At 66.7% G+C, this 18,389-nt stretch carries 8 protein-coding genes and 2 CRISPR repeat arrays; all 8 genes read right to left on the bottom strand.

What is annotated here, in order from left to right; genetic code table 11:
• Positions 1-95 precede the first annotated feature (95 nt).
• Positions 96-1,742 (bottom strand): HNH endonuclease signature motif containing protein, encoded by a 1,647-nt coding sequence (locus MPARV_RS22695; RefSeq protein ID WP_020378200.1) that lies wholly within the window; start codon positions 1,740-1,742, stop codon positions 96-98.
• Positions 1,743-1,859: 117 nt separating this feature from the next.
• Positions 1,860-2,156 (bottom strand): COX15/CtaA family protein, encoded by a 297-nt coding sequence (locus tag MPARV_RS0110460; protein ID WP_020378199.1) that lies wholly within the window; start codon positions 2,154-2,156, stop codon positions 1,860-1,862.
• Positions 2,157-2,170: 14 nt separating this feature from the next.
• Positions 2,171-4,342: direct repeats of the CRISPR family, unit length 36 nt; unit sequence GCCGCAATGGAGCCCCGGCCTGATGGCCGGGGGAAG.
• A gap of 113 nt (positions 4,343-4,455) precedes the next feature.
• A CRISPR array of direct repeats spans positions 4,456-8,688; the repeat unit is 36 nt; unit sequence GCCGCAATGGAGCCCCGGCCTGATGGCCGGGGGAAG.
• Between the two features lie 172 nt (positions 8,689-8,860).
• The gene (gene cas2 / locus MPARV_RS26050) at positions 8,861-9,151 is read right to left on the bottom strand and encodes a CRISPR-associated endonuclease Cas2 (RefSeq protein WP_020378198.1); all 291 of its coding nucleotides are present in this window, start codon (positions 9,149-9,151) and stop codon (positions 8,861-8,863) included.
• Between the two features lie 7 nt (positions 9,152-9,158).
• Positions 9,159-10,805 (bottom strand): CRISPR-associated endonuclease Cas4/Cas1, encoded by a 1,647-nt coding sequence (locus MPARV_RS0110450; protein ID WP_020378197.1) that lies wholly within the window; start codon positions 10,803-10,805, stop codon positions 9,159-9,161.
• Between the two features lie 3 nt (positions 10,806-10,808).
• Positions 10,809-12,338 carry a type I-G CRISPR-associated protein Csb2 gene (csb2, locus tag MPARV_RS0110445; RefSeq protein ID WP_081582228.1) on the bottom strand — a complete coding sequence of 510 codons (1,530 nt, stop codon included), beginning with the start codon at positions 12,336-12,338 and terminating at the stop codon, positions 10,809-10,811.
• Positions 12,335-13,309, bottom strand: coding sequence for a type I-G CRISPR-associated RAMP protein Csb1/Cas7g (gene cas7g, locus MPARV_RS0110440; RefSeq protein ID WP_031278186.1), 975 nt, complete (start codon positions 13,307-13,309; stop codon positions 12,335-12,337). Before cas7g ends, csb2 begins: the two co-directional genes overlap by 4 nt.
• Positions 13,310-13,365: 56 nt before the next feature.
• A complete protein-coding gene (gene cas8g1, locus MPARV_RS0110435) occupies positions 13,366-15,741 on the bottom strand; it encodes a type I-G CRISPR-associated protein Cas8g1/Csx17 (protein ID WP_020378194.1) in 2,376 nt (791 codons plus the stop codon).
• Positions 15,738-18,212, bottom strand: coding sequence for a type I-G CRISPR-associated helicase/endonuclease Cas3g (cas3g, locus tag MPARV_RS0110430; protein ID WP_020378193.1), 2,475 nt, complete (start codon positions 18,210-18,212; stop codon positions 15,738-15,740). The genes cas8g1 and cas3g overlap by 4 nt, the downstream gene beginning before the upstream one ends.
• Between the last annotated feature and the right edge of the window lie 177 nt (positions 18,213-18,389).

Here is an 18,389-nt window from a genome sequence, read left to right as displayed (position 1 = left end):
TCCGGCTGAACCGAGCCAATTGCGCGCCGGGTCCCGGTCCACCGTTGGCGGACCGGGCGTGAGCGGTGTCTTTGATGCCGACCAAGACTGCTGGGCTATTCCCGGCGGACGAGCGTTGGTGGGATGTTGACGCCAGTTTCGGAGGGAACGGGTGTGATCGGGGTGAGGTTGGGTGATCGTGGTGGAATGGGCTTCGGCCAGGGGAGGATCGCCCAGCGTTGAAGCTTGCCGCCGACAGGTCCGAGTCGTTGCTGCTCGGGGTCGGTCATGCCGTGGGTTTGGGCGTCGTCGGTGAGCCGTTCGGGGCTGGATTCCGACGGTGTGATCGGTGGTTGGGCGCAGATCGGTTTGCCATTGGCGTTGGTGAACGTCAGCCCGGAGTAGGGGTCGCCATGGATGTGGAGGAGGCCGTGGTGGTGGGCTCGGTGGTGGGCTTTGCAGGCTGCGATGAGGTTGGAGGCATCGGTGGGGCCGCCGTCCTCCCAGTGGATGCGGTGGTGGATCTCCAAGCCGCGGGTGGCGCCGCAGCCTGGGACGACACAGCCGCCGTCGCGTCGGAGCACGATACGGCGGAGCCGGTCGGGGATCGTTCTGGTCTTGCGGCCCAGGTCGACCGGGCGGCCGTTGCGAAACCCGATGGCGACCAGGTTGGTGTCACAGAGGATCTGGCGGGCGATGGCGTGGGGGAGCGGTTCGCTCGATCCGTCGAGGTAGAGGCGCCCGAGTTGGTAGTGGAAGTGGACGAGGGAGCGGTCGGTGGGACGGCCGTCGGCCGTGTCGGCATCGGCGTGGTCGAGCGACCGTCGGGCCAGACCGATGAACGCGTCGGCCCAGGTGAGTCGGAGTTTCTCGTCGGGGTCCTCGGCAGCGTTGAACGCCAAGTCCCTGACCTGTTGGAGGGCGGTTTCGAACAGAGCGCCGTCCTCGGCTGACAGGTTGGCGTTGAGCGACCAGCGGCCATCGCCGTGGAGCCCGAACGACACCCGGTTGGGCGGGTCGGCGGTGGCCGACTCGTTCTGGGGGGCGTCACCTTCGTTGGCCGCGTCGGTGGCCTGCTCGGTCTCGTCGCCGGCTTCACCGGTTGGGTCCAGCCCTGGCTCGGGTTCCGCCTCGTCGTTTGGGGCCGGAACCGCCGGCGTGCATGACCGAAGCTGAGTCATGGTCATGTTGCGGGCATAGCCGACGAAATCGGTTTGGAATTCGGTGGGGACCCGACGACAGATCAGTTGGGCGGCTTCGAGGCTGATCTCTCCGGCGACGAGGGCGTCGATCACCTCGGGGTAGGTGTTGGCCTTCTTGGCGACGGCGATGACCCGGGTGATGTTGGCGGAGGTGGTGGACCAGTGGATCGACAGCCAGTGTTTGGCGGAGAGGATGCCGTCGCTGTTCCACCAGCCGGTTTCGAGGATTCGGCTCATGGCGAGCACCATGCGGCCGTGGGTGGCGTTCACCACGCCGGCGAGCGCTCGCACAGTCTCGTTCAGCTGGGCACCCTCGGCCTCGGTGATTTCACCGGTCGGCCCATCAGTCTTGTAAGCGCAATCGTCATGAAGCTGCGCCACGATCTCGGCATGCAATCCGGTCGGCGGGGCGGCCCAGCCGATTGTCTCGTCGGCCCCACCGGTTGCCCAGTTGGTGAACTGGGTCGCGGATGGTTCGGCGCCGACCGGATTGGCGGATGGGCCTCCGGTTGAAGTTGGGTCGATCGGGGTTGGTTCGCCCGGGATCTCCAAGTCGTACATGTGTTCGAGTATGACGGAAAAGCAGGCCGTCGTCAACCTATTTCTGAAAGTACTTCGGAGCGCGTTCGTGCCGCTACTCACCGTGAAGAGAACGGCGCCGCGGTGCCACGGAACGGATTAGCGAGCAGCCTCCCGACGCTGCCCGGCAGTGCCGCGGGCGCCACCCATCGACCAGTGCGCGGCCACGACGGTGACGACCAGGAGCACTACCGCCCCCGCCTGGTGGGCGAAGCCCAACGCGACGGGCACCGCGTACACCAACGTGAATACGCCGAGTAGGAACTGCGCCACCACGGCGACCTTGAGCGCCAACGCGTGGGGCCGTGCCCCCGCCCGGTACAACCTGGCTGCCTCTACCAACGCGCCGACGACAACGACCACCGCCAACCAACGGTGCAGGAACTGCACCGCCACGGGGCTGTCCAGCGGCCGCAATGGAGCCCCGGCCTGATGGCCGGGGGAAGCTGGGGGTACAAGACACGCGCGGCTGACACCGGCGGCTAGCCGCAATGGAGCCCCGGCCTGATGGCCGGGGGAAGACCTGTGACGAGCACAACCGTGCACAACACCAGCCAAGCGCCGCAATGGAGCCCCGGCCTGATGGCCGGGGGAAGTGTCATGGTCGTGTTTCCTTCGGGGTGTGTGGGGATGGCCGCAATGGAGCCCCGGCCTGATGGCCGGGGGAAGCACGCAACGTGTTGCTGCGGACCTTCGCCGCCCGGTTGCCGCAATGGAGCCCCGGCCTGATGGCCGGGGGAAGTTCGATCCCCACCTATCGAACGAGAGCCGCTCGAGCTCGCCGCAATGGAGCCCCGGCCTGATGGCCGGGGGAAGGTGGCGCCGGAAACGTGCGGTGCGTTCTCGCACTATGGGGCCGCAATGGAGCCCCGGCCTGATGGCCGGGGGAAGGTGGCCACCGGGATCGCCACCGCTGCACAGTGGCTGTGGCCGCAATGGAGCCCCGGCCTGATGGCCGGGGGAAGTCCGTCCACCACTGGCACAGTGACCCCCGACGCCCCGCCGCAATGGAGCCCCGGCCTGATGGCCGGGGGAAGACGACGCTTCGAGGACCTTCATCGCGCCGGCCGGATCCTCGCCGCAATGGAGCCCCGGCCTGATGGCCGGGGGAAGTCAGGGCCGAGCTGCCGTGGCTGATCAAAGACCCCGCGCCGCAATGGAGCCCCGGCCTGATTGCCGGGGGAAGACTCAGGGCGTGGCCTGACGGGGTCGACGTGCCGATGGCCGCAATGGAGCCCCGGCCTGATGGCCGGGGGAAGCGAGCTACCTGACCGTCACCATCAGCCGCGTCACCCAGCCGCAATGGAGCCCCGGCCTGATGGCCGGGGGAAGCGGGGGCACGTGTGCACAGTCGTGATCCCATCATCGTGGCCGCAATGGAGCCCCGGCCTGATGGCCGGGGGAAGCAAGGTCGAGAAGCTTCTCGACGACTACCGCGACGACACGCCGCAATGGAGCCCCGGCCTGATGGCCGGGGTAAGTTGGCCTACCCTACGGCGTGGCCCTAGCTGCACTACGCGCCGCAATGGAGCCCCGGCCTGATGGCCGGGGGAAGTCCGAGGATGCGGGCGAGAAACACCGTTCCGTAACCGGTGCCGCAATGGAGCCCCGGCCTGATGGCCGGGGGAAGCTCACCGGAACCGTCGTCACGACACGCGGAGCAAGAGCCGCAATGGAGCCCCGGCCTGATGGCCGGGGGAAGGCCACTGGCTCATCACTGCTAGACCTCCCGTCGGGTGGCCGCAATGGAGCCCCGGCCTGATGGCCGGGGGAAGCGAACCCGATCGCCAACTGTGAGAGCACCCAGTCGCCGCCGCAATGGAGCCCCGGCCTGATGGCCGGGGGAAGCTCGACGAGGCGTGTAAGCAGGCCGAGCGGGACTACCAGCCGCAATGGAGCCCCGACCTGATGGCCGGGGGAAGTTCACCCAGCGACGTCGTGTCGCCCTCCGGACCTTCGGCCGCAATGGAGCCCCGGCCTGATGGCCGGGGGAAGTAGGATGCGGTGGCGAGCGCGGTGCCTGCGCCCTCGGAGCCGCAATGGAGCCCCGGCCTGATGGCCGGGGGAAGGATCAAGCCAACCCTTCTGTGTCCGGTCGGACTCGTCGCCGCAATGGAGCCCCGGCCTGATGGCCGGGGGAAGTTGCTGTTCACCAGGGCAAGTCGTTCCCGTCGACCGAGCCGCAATGGAGCCCCGGCCTGATGGCCGGGGGAAGCACCGTGCGCCGACGCATCCGCATACGACGAATCAGCGCCGCAATGGAGCCCCGGCCTGATGGCCGGGGGAAGTTGAGGCGCAGGCGCTCAACAGCGCCATGGCCAAGACGCCGCAATGGAGCCCCGGCCTGATGGCCGGGGGAAGGCCGTGGCCAGCGCCTTTATCACCGGCAACGCAACCTGCCCGCCGCAATGGAGCCCCGGCCTGATGGCCGGGGGAAGGTAGGCGGCCGTTGTGCGCCAGGCGTTGCGAGTGGCGCCGCAATGGAGCCCCGGCCTGATGGCCGGGGGAAGCTCTGAACACTGTCATTCTGTCCACAAGGCGGACGAGCCGCAATGGAGCCCCGGCCTGATGGCCGGGGGAAGCGGGGTACCGTGCGACGCTACGCCGGACGTCGACGGGGTGCCGCAATGGAGCCCCTGGCCTGATGGCCTGGGGAAGGCGGGCGACGTCGCCGACGTGTTGCTGAACATCCAGGGGCCGCAATGGAGCCCCGGCCTGATGGCCGGGGGAAGTCGCCGACCTGATCGACACGCTGACCCCCCTCGTCGAGCCGCAATGGAGCCCCGGCCTGATGGCCGGGGGAAGCCCGCCGCGCTCCGTGCGGCCCTCGACCTACGCGCCACGCCGCAATGGAGCCCCGGCCTGATGGCCGGGGGAAGGTCTCGCCCTCGCCGGGTGCAGTCACGTTCCCCAACGTGCCGCAATGGAGCCCCGGCCTGATGGCCGGGGGAAGGGGGACGCAGGGATGACCGCAACGGTCTCGATCGCCCTGCCGCAATGGAGCCCCGGCCTGATGGCCGGGGGAAGCCATGAGTCACGATGATGATGATTGACCGATGAGGAGGCCGCAATGGAGCCCCGGCCTGATGGCCGGGGGAAGTGCACCCACTGTGATGGCGGTACGCCGTCGACTCGGTGCCGCAATGGAGCCCCGGCCTGATGGCCGGGGGAAGTTACGCAGCTATCTGGCGCGACGATCCCGACCCCCGGGCCGCAATGGAGCCCCGGCCTGATGGCCGGGGGAAGTACCTGCGCAGGACGATCGCGAACGTGCGGACGGGGCAGCCGCAATGGAGCCCCGGCCTGATGGCCGGGGGAAGGAGCGACCCCAAGTTCGTCGCCCATGCGACATCGTGGCTGCCGCAATGGAGCCCCGGCCTGATGGCCGGGGGAAGCTCGGCCCACGACCTCGGTGACTGGAACGGGCAGTAGCCGCAATGGAGCCCCGGCCTGATGGCCGGGGGAAGAACGTGGCGCCAGTACGTCGAGGCACGCACTAACGGGCAGCCGCAATGGAGCCCCGGCCTGATGGCCGGGGGAAGGGTAGCTGGCGGCGTTGTTGCCCGCCACGATGTTGGTGCCGCAATGGAGCCCCGGCCTGATGGCCGGGGGAAGACTGACATCCGGCTCAAGTGGCCAGCCTGCGACCGCCACGCCGCAATGGAGCCCCGGCCTGATGGCCGGGGGAAGCCACGCCCACGACGACACACCGGTCGGCATGTTGATCCGGCCGCAATGGAGCCCCGGCCTGATGGCCGGGGGAAGGACCAGCGTGAACGAGCGCATCGTGTGGATCGACGGCGCCGCAATGGAGCCCCGGCCTGATGGCCGGGGGAAGCCGAGGAAACACCCGAACGGGTTGCCCCGTTCGCGGTGCCGCAATGGAGCCCCGGCCTGATGGCCGGGGGAAGCCCGGGCCAGCCTTGACCCCTCATCGTCGATCGATGACCGCCGCAATGGAGCCCCGGCCTGATGGCCGGGGGAAGGCGTCGACACCTGGGCGGCATCCGCCAGACCCTTGGGCCGCAATGGAGCCCCGGCCTGATGGCCGGGGGAAGGGCACCCCTACACGGGCGAGGACCCACACGTCTCACAGCCGCAATGGAGCCCCGGCCTGATGGCCGGGGGAAGCCCGCTGCGCTGCGTGCCGCCCTCGACCTGCGTGGCACGCCGCAATGGAGCCCCGGCCTGATGGCCGGGGGAAGCGGGGCCGACGTTCGGCGGTATGACGATCGGCGTTCCGCCGCAATGGAGCCCCGGCCTGATGGCCGGGGGAAGCTCGCGTGCGGCGCCGAGATCAAGTCAATCAAGTCCCAGCCGCAATGGAGCCCCGGCCTGATGGCCGGGGGAAGCGGCCACGTGAAGCGCTGGGCGGCGGGGCTGACGCTGCCGCAATGGAGCCCCGGCCTGATGGCCGGGGGAAGTTCCGAGTTCGACCGCCACCGACTCACCGCCGGCAGCGCCGCAATGGAGCCCCGGCCTGATGGCCGGGGGAAGTCTTCCGGCGGCCAGCGCGTTCGATCTCGTCAGTACTGCCGCAATGGAGCCCCGGCCTGATGGCCGGGGGAAGCTGCGCGAACAGCTCGCCGAGACCGACGACGTCGCGGCGCCGCAATGGAGCCCCGGCCTGATGGCCGGGGGAAGCGGAGCAGCTGAGCTTCGCGGTCGGCGTTGTCCCAGATGCCGCAATGGAGCCCCGGCCTGATGGCCGGGGGAAGGCTTAACCATCGTTCCCCAAGGCGGCCAACCGAACCGTGCCGCAATGGAGCCCCGGCCTGATGGCCGGGGGAAGTCAGACTTCGGTCAGCCAACGAACGTGACCGTGGCGATGCCGCAATGGAGCCCCGGCCTGATGGCCGGGGGAAGGTTCAGATCGTATGTGTCCGCATCCGTCTGCTCGACGCCGCAATGGAGCCCCGGCCTGATGGCCGGGGGAAGCCTGTGATCGGCCTGCTGTCCCCCGTCGACCAGGCACTGCCGCAATGGAGCCCCGGCCTGATGGCCGGGGGAAGTCCCAGTGTTGGTGTGATCCATGCTGATCACCAGAGAGCCGCAATGGAGCCCCGGCCTGATGGCCGGGGGAAGCCGCCCAGTCCCTACAGGCGATGTGCCTAGCTCGACCAGCCGCAATGGAGCCCCGGCCTGATGGCCGGGGGAAGTCCGGGAGCTAGTCCCGGAGGATCAATTGGAGGTCGCTGCCGCAATGGAGCCCCGGCCTGATGGCCGGGGGAAGTACCCCTGCACATGGCGCAGCGCTCGGGGCGGACCTCGCCGCAATGGAGCCCCGGCCTGATGGCCGGGGGAAGTTCAGATTGATGTTCTGATGACAACGCAGCACTGGAAGCCGCAATGGAGCCCCGGCCTGATGGCCGGGGGAAGCCGCAAACTCCGCTGTCGCCGCAGCGAAGGGCTGACCCGCCGCAATGGAGCCCCGGCCTGATGGCCGGGGGAAGAGGCAAGTTTGGCCCCCCAGCCCAACGGCTGGCACTCATGCCGCAATGGAGCCCCGGCCTGATGGCCGGGGGAAGTCGCGGGCCTCGTCGATCAGCGGGGCCGGATCCAACCAGCCGCAATGGAGCCCCGGCCTGATGGCCGGGGGAAGACCACATCGGAGGAAACCTCACGGCTCCTCGCCGTCTCGCCGCAATGGAGCCCCGGCCTGATGGCCGGGGGAAGGTCGCCCTGAGTCTCCTGGAGCTTGCCGATGATCGTGTCGCCGCAATGGAGCCCCGGCCTGATGGCCGGGGGAAGTCCTCCGCGAGCGGTACAAGTCGACCCAACTCCACCTCGCCGCAATGGAGCCCCGGCCTGATGGCCGGGGGAAGCTTGCCCAACTGGTCGTGGAGCAGCTCGGGCACTTCGCCGCAATGGAGCCCCGGCCTGATGGCCGGGGGAAGACGGCTGAGCGAACCGGTCACCCTCACCGTGAATCAGGCCGCAATGGAGCCCCGGCCTGATGGCCGGGGGAAGGTGGAGCAAGCGGACCGCCGCAAGCAGCATCGAGACGCCGCAATGGAGCCCCGGCCTGATGGCCGGGGGAAGCAATTGCCAGGAGGCAACCCAATGAGCAACACCCCAGCGCCGCAATGGAGCCCCGGCCTGATGGCCGGGGGAAGCTCCCACGTTCCGGCCGACTCCGGGAACGCATCCCACCCGCCGCAATGGAGCCCCGGCCTGATGGCCGGGGGAAGGTCCGGCACCGTCGTGTTCGACGTCACCGGCGTGACGCGGCCGCAATGGAGCCCCGGCCTGATGGCCGGGGGAAGGGATCGTGCCATCACGGAGCACCGACCGGGCCACCGTGCCGCAATGGAGCCCCGGCCTGATGGCCGGGGGAAGTGCCGGTTCGTGTTGCCGGCCTTGGACGCCACCTGGCCGCAATGGAGCCCCGGCCTGATGGCCGGGGGAAGGGCATCAGGCCAGCGGGCAATGTAGGTGCCATCGACCGCCGCAATGGAGCCCCGGCCTGATGGCCGGGGGAAGCGCGCCTGCACCGCCGACTGGAAGATCGGTGTCGTATCGCCGCAATGGAGCCCCGGCCTGATGGCCGGGGGAAGCCGGCGTCGGTACCGTCAGCAACCGGCAGGACGGTCGCCGCAATGGAGCCCCGGCCTGATGGCCGGGGGAAGCGCCATCGAACACCCACCGGTCAGCGATCGCGCGGAACCCGCCGCAATGGAGCCCCGGCCTGATGGCCGGGGGAAGAGATAGCCCGGAGCCATGGCCTCACCAGAGCCAACTACCTGCCGCAATGGAGCCCCGGCCTGATGGCCGGGGGAAGCGCGACCCCGTCGGGACCGGACACGATGGTGGCGTGCTGCCGCAATGGAGCCCCGGCCTGATGGCCGGGGGAAGCTATCTCATTCAACAAATAGATAAGGCGGTACAGAATGCCGCAATGGAGCCCCGGCCTGATGGCCGGGGGAAGGGCCCCTGATGGGAGCCCTTGGGAGAGCAGGTATCTTTCGGGCGATTTCGAGCGGTCCCAACGACGGTGGGTCATCGCATCCTGATGCTGTTGTCAAAGACCAACCAAACCTCCCGGTGGCTCAAGGGTTTCGAGCGCTGCCCGGGGGAATGTCCATCACCCGAGCGCTCGCTTAGAAGATCGCCGGCCCGGGATTTGGCAGTCTTCGTGATTTGCCCATGAAGACTACCTTCACTGCATCCTTCTCGACTTGGCCAAGGTCGGCAAAGCATACGGAATCATCCCGGTGGTGGATCACCTCAGCCAGCAGACTCTCAAGTCGGATTCGTTCCACGTCGTCCAAGTCGCACAAGAAGACGGAGAGCTGGATCCATTCGCCATGGCCTTGCATGATCCGATACACCTGCCTCCACCGCGCTGGCGAGGCGATGTCGTAACAGACCACGAATCTGCGCCGAGCCATGGCACCGTCACCTGGTGACGAACGGTTCGTACCGCTCTATCTCGTCCATCAACCATCCCGCAAGCAACCTCACCTGAAGCTCATAGAGGCGCCGGTAGGTGACCTGATAGCCGAAGATCGGATGCTTGACCTCGACATCGAGTCGCCGCTCGTAGGCGGCGATGACCTTCCGGCGACCATCGCTGGTGAGGGCGACACCCTCGCCGCGTTGGATGAAATGCCCGGGGTTGATCTCCTCGTTGTTGATGAGTGATATCGCCACCGAGTCCCCGACGAGCGGCCGGAATTCCTCAGCCAGATCGAGAGCAAGGGACGGTCGCCCGAAACGGGGCCGGTGGTAAAGCCCGCAGTAAGGATCGAGCCCCACAACCGTGATTGCGCCGGTGAGATCTCTCACGATCAATCCGTAGACGAAGGAGAGCAAAGCGTTGACGGCATCCTTGGGCGGGCGACGGTTACGCCCGTCGAATTGGAAACTCCCCCCTGGGAACTCCCGAGGGGCGAGCATCGACGAGAACGCTGAGAAGTACACACGGGCGGCGTTTCCCTCGGAACCAAGCAGCGTCGCCTGGTCGGACACGTTGTCGAGGGATCGCAGTACGCGAGCCAACTCGCGCAGCTCTTGTTTCGCCCCAGTTCGCGTGTTTCGTCTGAGGATGGTTCGACTGTTGGCTACCTTTCCGCGGACGATCTCCTTGGCCGGGTGCACCGCCCCTCGTTCGGCTGCGAGAACCTGACGGCGGCGAAGCTCCACCGAACCACTCCATCCGCTGGTTCCGACGCCATCGAGCCATCCGCCAGTGCTGAACCACGCCACGGTGATGTCCTTGCGCAACAACGTTCGAAGCAGCTGGGGCGAAACCGAAATGTTGCCGTGGAGCGACACCGATACGACGTCGATGAGGCGAAGTGATCCCAGTTCTTCGTCACCCTTGATGACCAGCAGTCGTTCGCCCTTCTTGGACAAGCGCGCCCCCTGCTCGGTGACGTGCAGGGGCCTGGACGACGGATCTCTGGCCAGGTATCGGCGGGTGGGTGTGGCTTGTCGTTGCGTCAGCGTGTTCTTCTCGTCTGGGAGGCAGATCGAGACCAGCGAGCAACGAGGACACTTCGGGCTGTCTACCAATGGTGGTGGCGGCACCGGCTCTGCTGCGACCGTTCGGAGTTCCAGCAGCATGGCCAGGGTGGTCGTCAACAGCTCGTCGTTGATCGGTACGACGACCCGTTGGCGGGTGGCACCGTAGAACAGCTCTCCGTGGTTACACAGGTGGCCATGGTCACGCAGAATCAGCGCCTGCACGCACAACTGGACGCGATCACTCAGCCACGCGGTCTCCTCGTAGTGCGCTGGAGGTGGCTTGCCCTTCTTGACATCGACGGGCCGCAGCTCGGTGCCGTCGCTTTCCAACACGTCGATGACGGCCGTCAACCCCAAGCGGTCAGACGTGACCTTCATCGATGTTGCGGAGAACGGCAGCCCATCGGCGGAGATGTTGCCCCGAGCTTGGTCGACACGTCGGTGCTGGTGATCTCCCTCAGCGGTATCGGCGTTGTCTGCCCACTCCCGACCTACCCACTCCAAGTGGAAGAGGCGTGGGCAATAGGCGAACTCGTTGACCATGCGGGCTGGCACGACGGCGGGAAGTGAGCCCATGGCCTATCGGATCTTGGAGGGTTCGGGTTCGAAGAGTCCAAGGCCAAGGTGGCTGAACCGCCCGAGCGATAGCGGGCCAGCGATCTCGGCATCGAAGGTGAGACGGAGCCAGGTTGCAGGGCGAGCATCTTTGATCGTTGCTCCGATCCGATGTCTGCGGTATCGCTGGGCTGGCCGAGGTGGCTGATCGAGGAACTCCACCGAGGTTGGCTCGGCCTTGCTGCGGTAGCGGAGCTCGGGAGCCATGCGCCGCCGGACGAAGCGAAGCGAGACGCCGCCCATGCGGTCAGCGTCAGCGCGGTCCTGTCGGTTCGGATGGCCGGTGGGCATCATGGGAGACAAGGACCGCCATACCCGGGAAGGGCCAACCAGATCGAGTCCCGACGATGCCGCAAGGATCTCGTCGGGTTCCCCCAATGCAGCGAGTACAACGTGGAACGTCGCCAGACCCCGGACGACCTGGCGTTGGGACCGTCCGGATGGTGGTTGCCTCCTACCCGGCGACTGTCCCGGTGGGTACACGGCACTGACTTCCGCCAGGGCGGCCACCTCGGCTGGGCCGAACCCCTCTGGTGCCCAGGCGATGATGCGATCGATCCTTCGGTCGGCGCCTGCGACGGGGAGCAGATGCAGATGTTGGTGATCGTCGAGGCGAGCGGGACTGTCGACCACGCCTGCACGATGTCCCGCGAAGGTTGGGCTCGTTGCTCGATCTGACCGCTGGCCGTACACGCTCTGCAATGCACTCCGAACTCGTTCGGCGACCACCAGGCTCAGCTCATGCATCGGCGCGGGGCGCCCTGATACCGCCAGAACCGCAACCGTAGGGTTCGGGCGACGCGAAGGTGGGACCCGGGTAGCCCGGATTGCGGAGCGTTCGAGGGGCGGTGATACCCGGAAACGCACAAGGTGAGATCCCTTGGGCTGGGCATACCCAGCGCTTCGCATGGCGTCGGTACCGACGGTCACCTGGCCAAGATCGATCGGCAACCCGGGCGAAAGCAGGGCGAGCTCGCCGTCTGGGTCCGGTGTGACTTCGTGGGGCGGGTCGGCAGTGGGGTGGTTCGACAGGGCAGGTGTCACCACCCTCGCTTCGCAGATACTGTCGGCCCGGCCCAGATAACTCATGCGTTCGAAGAGCACCGTCGCAGCCTTGCGAGCTTGTTCGCTCAGCTCGCCGGGCCACGTGATCTGCACCACCGCCGCCGGATCGACAGCACGGAACGTATCGAGCACCTTCGAGGTGTCGGGCTTCGTTGGCAGCTGCTGAGCGCTTCCGGGGTAGTAGTGCCTCGTGCCAGCAGCAACCGATCGCGGTAAGTGGTAGGTAGGCGACGCTCCCACCACGTTGAGCACCTGCACCACGTCAGGCTGATCGAGTTCGGGGCACCGATCGTGCCACACCGCGATCAGGGCTCGAACCATGCGCCACGGCGAGGGTGGCCATTCGACGGCCCCTTCGTTGACGTGTCGATCCCAAGGGGTAGCGTGATAGCGGCCCAGAGGGAACGAGACTTGGACGTTCAGGCTCACTTCTCGCCCTTCTTCTTACTGGCCTTGCCGCCCGACCAGATCACGTCGATCGGTCCGGTCGTGGGCAGCAGATCACCGCTTGCCGTGATTGCGGTGCCGATCCGGTCCTCAAGTTCCGCGGCCTCGGGCAGCTCGCTGAGGTCGGCAGCCTCGATCGGTTCCAGGTCGCAGGCTGTACGCAGGCGCATGCCGCCGTCGATGAGCGAACGCACTTCCCACAGCGCCAAGGCTTCCAGTAGATCGCGAGGCCCTTCGGGCAAACCGTACGCATCCAGTTGGGCAAGGTCCAGCACGAACGTGGCCTCGATCGAGCGCGCAGTGAACTCCATACGGTGGAACGGCACGGTGCCATACCCCTCGGCTGTGCCGCCTTCAGACTCGCCGAGTGAATGGCGAACACGGTCAAACTTCACACCGCCTGACACAGCCTCGGCGACATCGTGGGCCTCTACTGCTCCAGTGATGGCCCGGGCCACCTTGGGTTGACCGGGCCAGGCCGAGTCGGCAAAGAACACACCATGGAGGAGACACATCGGGTCGAGCGCAAAGATCGCACGAGCCAGATGCCGTGGTGCAAGCGGCGTGTCGTCGCGAAGAGCCAGACGCTCCTTGATGGTCTCGGTCATGCCAACACCGTCGAGCTCGGACTGCTTGACGAAGGCACTCGCCAATCGGTGGGCTTCGGTGCGGCTCGATGTGACGTAGCGCCCGTCATCGGCGGCGGTGACTCGAATCCATGGGAGGGCCGCAATCATCTCGACCGGGGCCTGGTCGCCCTCTGACCACAGCGTGCCCTCCAACCGGTTGGCCATCGACTGGTTCGACTCCACCAGTACGCACTGCTGCATCTCGGTTTCGCCGACGGGCCGTTGGAAGGTCGCAGGCCCGAGGTCGGGGAACCCAGTCGGTTGAAAGCGGGAGCCGGCGATGGGTCGCATTTGCACTCGGAGGACGGTTCGTTGGGTGGGCATGGGATTCTCCTTGTTGGTGAGGTGTTGTGTGGCGAGATCGATGGCAAATATCTGCGCTACTGAGTGACGGGTTCGTCAGCGGCTGCTTGGGTTTGCTTGTCCCGAGCGGTGAGGTCAGCACCGGCGCCGACCATGGGCATGGTGTTGCTGCCGAAGATGTGGGACAGGTCGTCGACTCGCGTGGGAACGAGCAACGCCCCGAGTGTGAGCCGTGCCGCCTTGGCGTCGGCGGCAGTAGCGAGTGCCGAAACCCCGGATCTACCGAGGATCGCGATGTGGCCAGACATGGCGTAGCGATTGATCGCATCTGCGGTTACGTCGGCCACCGATCCGGCTCGGAGTCGGGTTGGCCAGGTGCTGGGCATCACGGTTGCCACCCTTGATTCTCCGGTTGGGCGCAGGACGAGGCCCGAGGCCCACGGGGCCAACATCCGCCAAAGTGGGCTGGCGCCAATGGATACCGGTTCCATCGCGGCGGTCCGTCTGTCCGGCTCGGACTGGTCGTCACGATCCTTAGTGGCCCACGGGTGTAGCGGGCTCAGTAGCAGCAGCGCTTCCAGCCACTCTGACAGCAACGACTGGTCGCAACGTCCGGCCGCGAACTCCTCGGCATGGGAGGCGGGTACCCGCCAATGCCACACACCGCCAAACTGGGGCCGGATCCCGCGAAACGGGAGTGGGACATCGTCGCCCGGGCGGACGATTGGGTCATGCCGCGTGTGGGAACGCAACACCATCACGTCAGCGAGAACATCCCCGATTGGGCGCTCGCCCAATCCCGGAACCGTCGGACCGTTTCGGGCCCATTCGAGCCGCTCGTACTTCTCCAGGGTGGGTTGGGTGGCGCGCAGACAGTCTCGGAGGGTGGTCGGGGCACCTTCGATGGTTTCTGAGAGGTGGGCGCGGTCGCCGGGTGGCACGGAGTCTCTACCCAACATGAGGGCAGCAGCGATACCGAATTCGACGGAGCCGTCGTCCAACTCTGGAAGCCATTCATGGCTATTGAGTGGCTGAATTGGGCTGAGCGATGCGCTCTCACGGAACCCGGTTGACCTAGACGCGGCCCGCTCAGCGCTCGCGGCGGCCACCAGCAAACCACGCAGCGTCTCGGGCGACGGACGCGCGCCGGCAACGAACAGAGTTCGGATGAGGCGACGTCGTGTGGTGCGAACACCCGCTGGGGTTCGGTCATCCCCGACCCGATTGAGGGTGTCGACCCAACGGTCGAGGTGTGCGGTGAGGCGAACTCGTGGCTCGTCAGAGGTGGCGTAGTTACCGACGTGCACTGCAACCGGCGCCTGCCCGTTCCGTTCGATGAACCCGAAACGCTCGAAGCGACTAATGCCCCGGTCAACGCCAAAGGCCTTGAGGGAGCGGACGGCGTCGGTCCCGGTGCGGGCCTGACGACCGCGCCACTCCATGCGGCCTTCGCCCGCCAGAGCGCTGATCTCGGCCGCTGTCAGGCCCTGATCCCAGATTGGGGCCCAGAACTCGCCCTTGCCCGGTTCGGACTCGGCTGCTGAGGCATAGTCGGCGGCCACGCCGATGACGTAGAAGGGTGCGGAGGCAATCCCGCTATCAGCACCCTGCCGGCGACTCATCGCGGAAGCAAAGGCGAGCGTTCCGTGCATGCCGAGCACGTAGACCCAGGGGTTCACCAATGCTCGCCCATCACTGCGCCTGCCGAGGTTGGTTCCACCGACCCCGGCGCCGTCGTATTGACCCGGGGTGCCCTTGACGCGCGGCTGAGGAGCCGGATCGAATACCTCGTCTAACCAGATCGCAGGGTCGGGTGGAGCACCTCGCTTTGGGGGGTCGGTCAATCCAAGCAACAACGCCAGATGCTCGGCATAGTTGAGCACCAGGTCGAGGCGACCGATGTTGCCGCCGGTTCCCAGCAACGGTGGGTAACGAACGGAATCGTCGGATATCACCACAGACGCATCGAGAAAGTCGAGCGCCGCGTCGGGCAGCGTGTTGCGGAGCACCCTGATGGCGAAGGCCTTTTCGTCACCTGCCAGGTTGTGGGCCCACCCGTAGCGCCCCACGGCGTGGTCGACAGCCAAGATCGTCGCCCGATACGCAGCCAGGCGGTCTTGGGTCGAGTTGCGGAAGAGTTCCCACAGACGCGTGCCACGGGTATTTTCGGTCGTGTGGAAACCACCGACGTCTTTGCCGTTCCATGGGGCGACCAGCGGCGCAGGTTGAGCATCATCCAACAGGAACTCACGTACTTGGGCCAACGACAGACCGGTGACAAGTACGGGCGTGGAGCCACGCCAGCTCAGCGTTGCCTCGGAATCTGCCTGACCCGCCACGAGGCGGTGAAGCCCGATGGCCGCCAGGTATTCGCCGAGCACGGCAGCGTCCAGGCCGGCGAGCACGACCCGGTTGTGGTCATGGATCCTGGTTGGGGAATCGTGCTGGTTCATCGGTTGGCCTCCGTCATTGCGCTTGCTCGCCAGTCGGCCACTCGAACGATCGCCTCCAAGAACCCCAATCTGAATGGCCCCAGATCGGTGCGATCGACCAAGGCTTGGGCCATCGAGGTCCATGAAGGCCCAGTGGGGGTGCCGCCAGCGCCCATGACCATGAGGTCGAGAGTCATCGGGCCGACCACCTGCCCGTCCACGGTCACTGCGGGAAGCTCGTCACCATCGATGACCCCCAGGGCGATCCGGCTGCCTGGAGGACCCTCATACTCGTCGGGTAACCGCTCTTCGGGCATGGACCGAATAGCGGTCCGCACCTTTCCGTGGTGCGCGGCCGTGAGGTAGCAAATCAGGCTGCGTTCCTCGTAGCCATCCAGGAGCGAACTGGCGCCCCCTAGGAGCGCTAGGGCCGAGACGAGCTCGTGGCGGAAGTAGGGGCGACTGTGATGGGCCCGTTTGGAGGATCCCGACTTGGCCCAAGGCCCCGCGATGGGAATCGGGTCCTCCCCAGCGGCTGCCTTCAGCGTTGCCTGGAATACCGGGTGGGCCTTGCCAAGGTCGTGAAGGCGTGCCGCACGGATGGCGGCGGCACGGTGGTGAGAATCCAGACCTGGGGTGTCCATCGCAGCCAGGAGATCATGAGCATCGTTGCCAGCATCTTGAAGATGCTGCTCTAACGTCATCCACCGACCTGCGTAGGTGGCGGGGTCGTCGCCCTCCCGCTCGTCCAGCGGTGCCATGTCGGGCTGCACACCGCTGCCTGCCGGAGGCGTTTCAGCGGCGGAGCGGGGCGGTGGCACGGGCTGCGTTCCAGCGGGGTCCCATCCCGTGTCGGGTGAGTAGCCGCCGAGAGCGGCATTCACCATCAGCACCATGCCGGGCCGCACCCGTTCGGTGCCCAGGTTTACCCACGTTTTGGTTCGTCGACCGACATGCTCCAGACGTAATGCAGTTGGCTTGCGCGAGGAGGACTTCTTCTTCAACCAGGCGGTGAGCTGACCGACCGGAACCTGGCACAGCTCATCGCGGTTGGGAGTGCGCTGACCGTCTTCGGCGAGATCACGCCAGCACACCCAGACGCTGAGATCGTCTCCGCTGCGAAGGAACGGAGCGATGTCGAGGTCGTTGCCGGTGAGGTCGGGCGTGGTGTCGAAGAGACCCAACAGGTCACGGCGCCGCAACACGAGCGGTTCTTCGCCGCCCGACTCGGCCACCTCCAACGCATCGAGTTCACCCGTCGTGACCTCGTGACCGGTCAGTCGGGTCAACTGTGCCTCGGCAGCAGCGGCATCGTCGATGTCATACGGCGCAGGAGAAACGGGCGGATCCCAGAACATGTGAGCATCGATGACCTTGCCGTCGCGATTGCAGCGCCCCGAGCGCTGCACGATCGACGACCACGGCGCGGACTCTGTGAACAGCGTGGTCGCGTTCAGGTCGACCCCGGCCTCAACCACCTGGGTAGTAACCACTACCGTGCCTTCGGCAGGGGGGACGGCCAACACTTTCCGCATTTGCTCAGCCCGGTCTGCAGGCCGGTAGCGGGAGTGGAGCAACACCAATTCCGTCCCGTCGATGACGAGTTTGTTGAGCTGCTTGTGGAGCTCCCTGGCCACGTCGACCTGGTTGACGACCACAAGCGTGAGCGTGCCCGGCCGATGGCGGTCGGCGACGACCTTCGCCCGCAGCGATGGCAGCTGCTTCTTGTCGGGCCGCGCGTTCGACGTGTCGTCGCCGAACCAGCGCGCAACCGTTCGTTTGGCTCCGAGGCGCTCTGCCAGCCGGTCCGTCATCTCGTCCGGTAGTAGCGCGAACGCCTTGGCCACCGTGGGGTTGTCCACCGTTGAGAGGCGCTCAGGATCAAGGGTTGCCGACATCCACGTCGTGGTGCAGGGGATTGCCGTACCCAGAGTGTGCCGAAAGGCGTCCATCTGTCGGCTGGTGGTCACGGCGGCGCCCATGAGCTGCACCTCGTCGAGGACGTAGTGGCAGTCGTTGTTGAGTAGCCCGAAGTCCACGGGCCAGGCATAGCGGTTCATGGCATAGCCCCGGTTGAGGCTGCGCGACAACACCATGTCGAGCGTTCCGACGATCACGGCGTCCTTGTGCGGAGCGAGCTGCCAGCGGTCAACCGACTCGCCGCCCATGAGCACGTGGATCGGCAGGTGATCGGGGGTGTCGGCGTCGGCCCACCCAGCGTTGGCTGCCCAATTGGTCAGGCGATCCCGGGTCTGCTCAACCAGTGAGCGTTGGGGGAGGACGATCACCAGCCGTCGGGGGGTGGCAGCTCGCACGGCGAGATCTGGGTGGAGACGGCGGCGGTAAGCCCAGGCCATGAACACCGCCTCGGTCTTGCCGCATCCCGTTGGAATCTCCAGCGTCTCGGGCAGCCCAGATTCGACGAGGCGTCGCTGCCATCGGTAGGGGGGCAAGCCCGTGATGCGCTCGAACTCGGACGAGATGTCATTCATTGGGGTGTTCCTTCATTCCAAAAACCTCGCCAAACACTCGCTTCGGGGCCGCAGGCGTCGGGTTGATCTTGCTGAGGGTCGTTTGGGGGATGGCAGAGGTCGCTCTGAGGTGGCAGCAACTTCGCGGGCACTGATCGGCTCAGCCGGGGTGGTGCGGATGGCGAGGTCATGGGGTTG

The sequence above is a fragment of the Candidatus Microthrix parvicella Bio17-1 genome, assembly GCF_000299415.1.
Lineage (GTDB): Bacteria > Actinomycetota > Acidimicrobiia > Acidimicrobiales > Microtrichaceae > Microthrix > Microthrix parvicella.
Note: the sequence above shows the minus strand (reverse complement) of the source record. Positions and strands in the feature narration are given on the sequence as shown.

Excerpts from the sequence above, each read along its gene's own strand:
- MPARV_RS22695 (WP_020378200.1), bottom strand. The coding sequence starts at position 1,742 with ATGTACGACTTGGAGATCCCGGGCGAACCAACCCCGATCGACCCAACT.
- cas2 (WP_020378198.1), bottom strand. The coding sequence starts at position 9,151 with ATGGCTCGGCGCAGATTCGTGGTCTGTTACGACATCGCCTCGCCAGCG.
- MPARV_RS0110450 (WP_020378197.1), bottom strand. The coding sequence starts at position 10,805 with ATGGGCTCACTTCCCGCCGTCGTGCCAGCCCGCATGGTCAACGAGTTC.
- cas7g (WP_031278186.1), bottom strand. The coding sequence starts at position 13,309 with ATGCCCACCCAACGAACCGTCCTCCGAGTGCAAATGCGACCCATCGCC.
- cas8g1 (WP_020378194.1), bottom strand. The coding sequence starts at position 15,741 with ATGAACCAGCACGATTCCCCAACCAGGATCCATGACCACAACCGGGTC.
- cas3g (WP_020378193.1), bottom strand. The coding sequence starts at position 18,212 with ATGAATGACATCTCGTCCGAGTTCGAGCGCATCACGGGCTTGCCCCCC.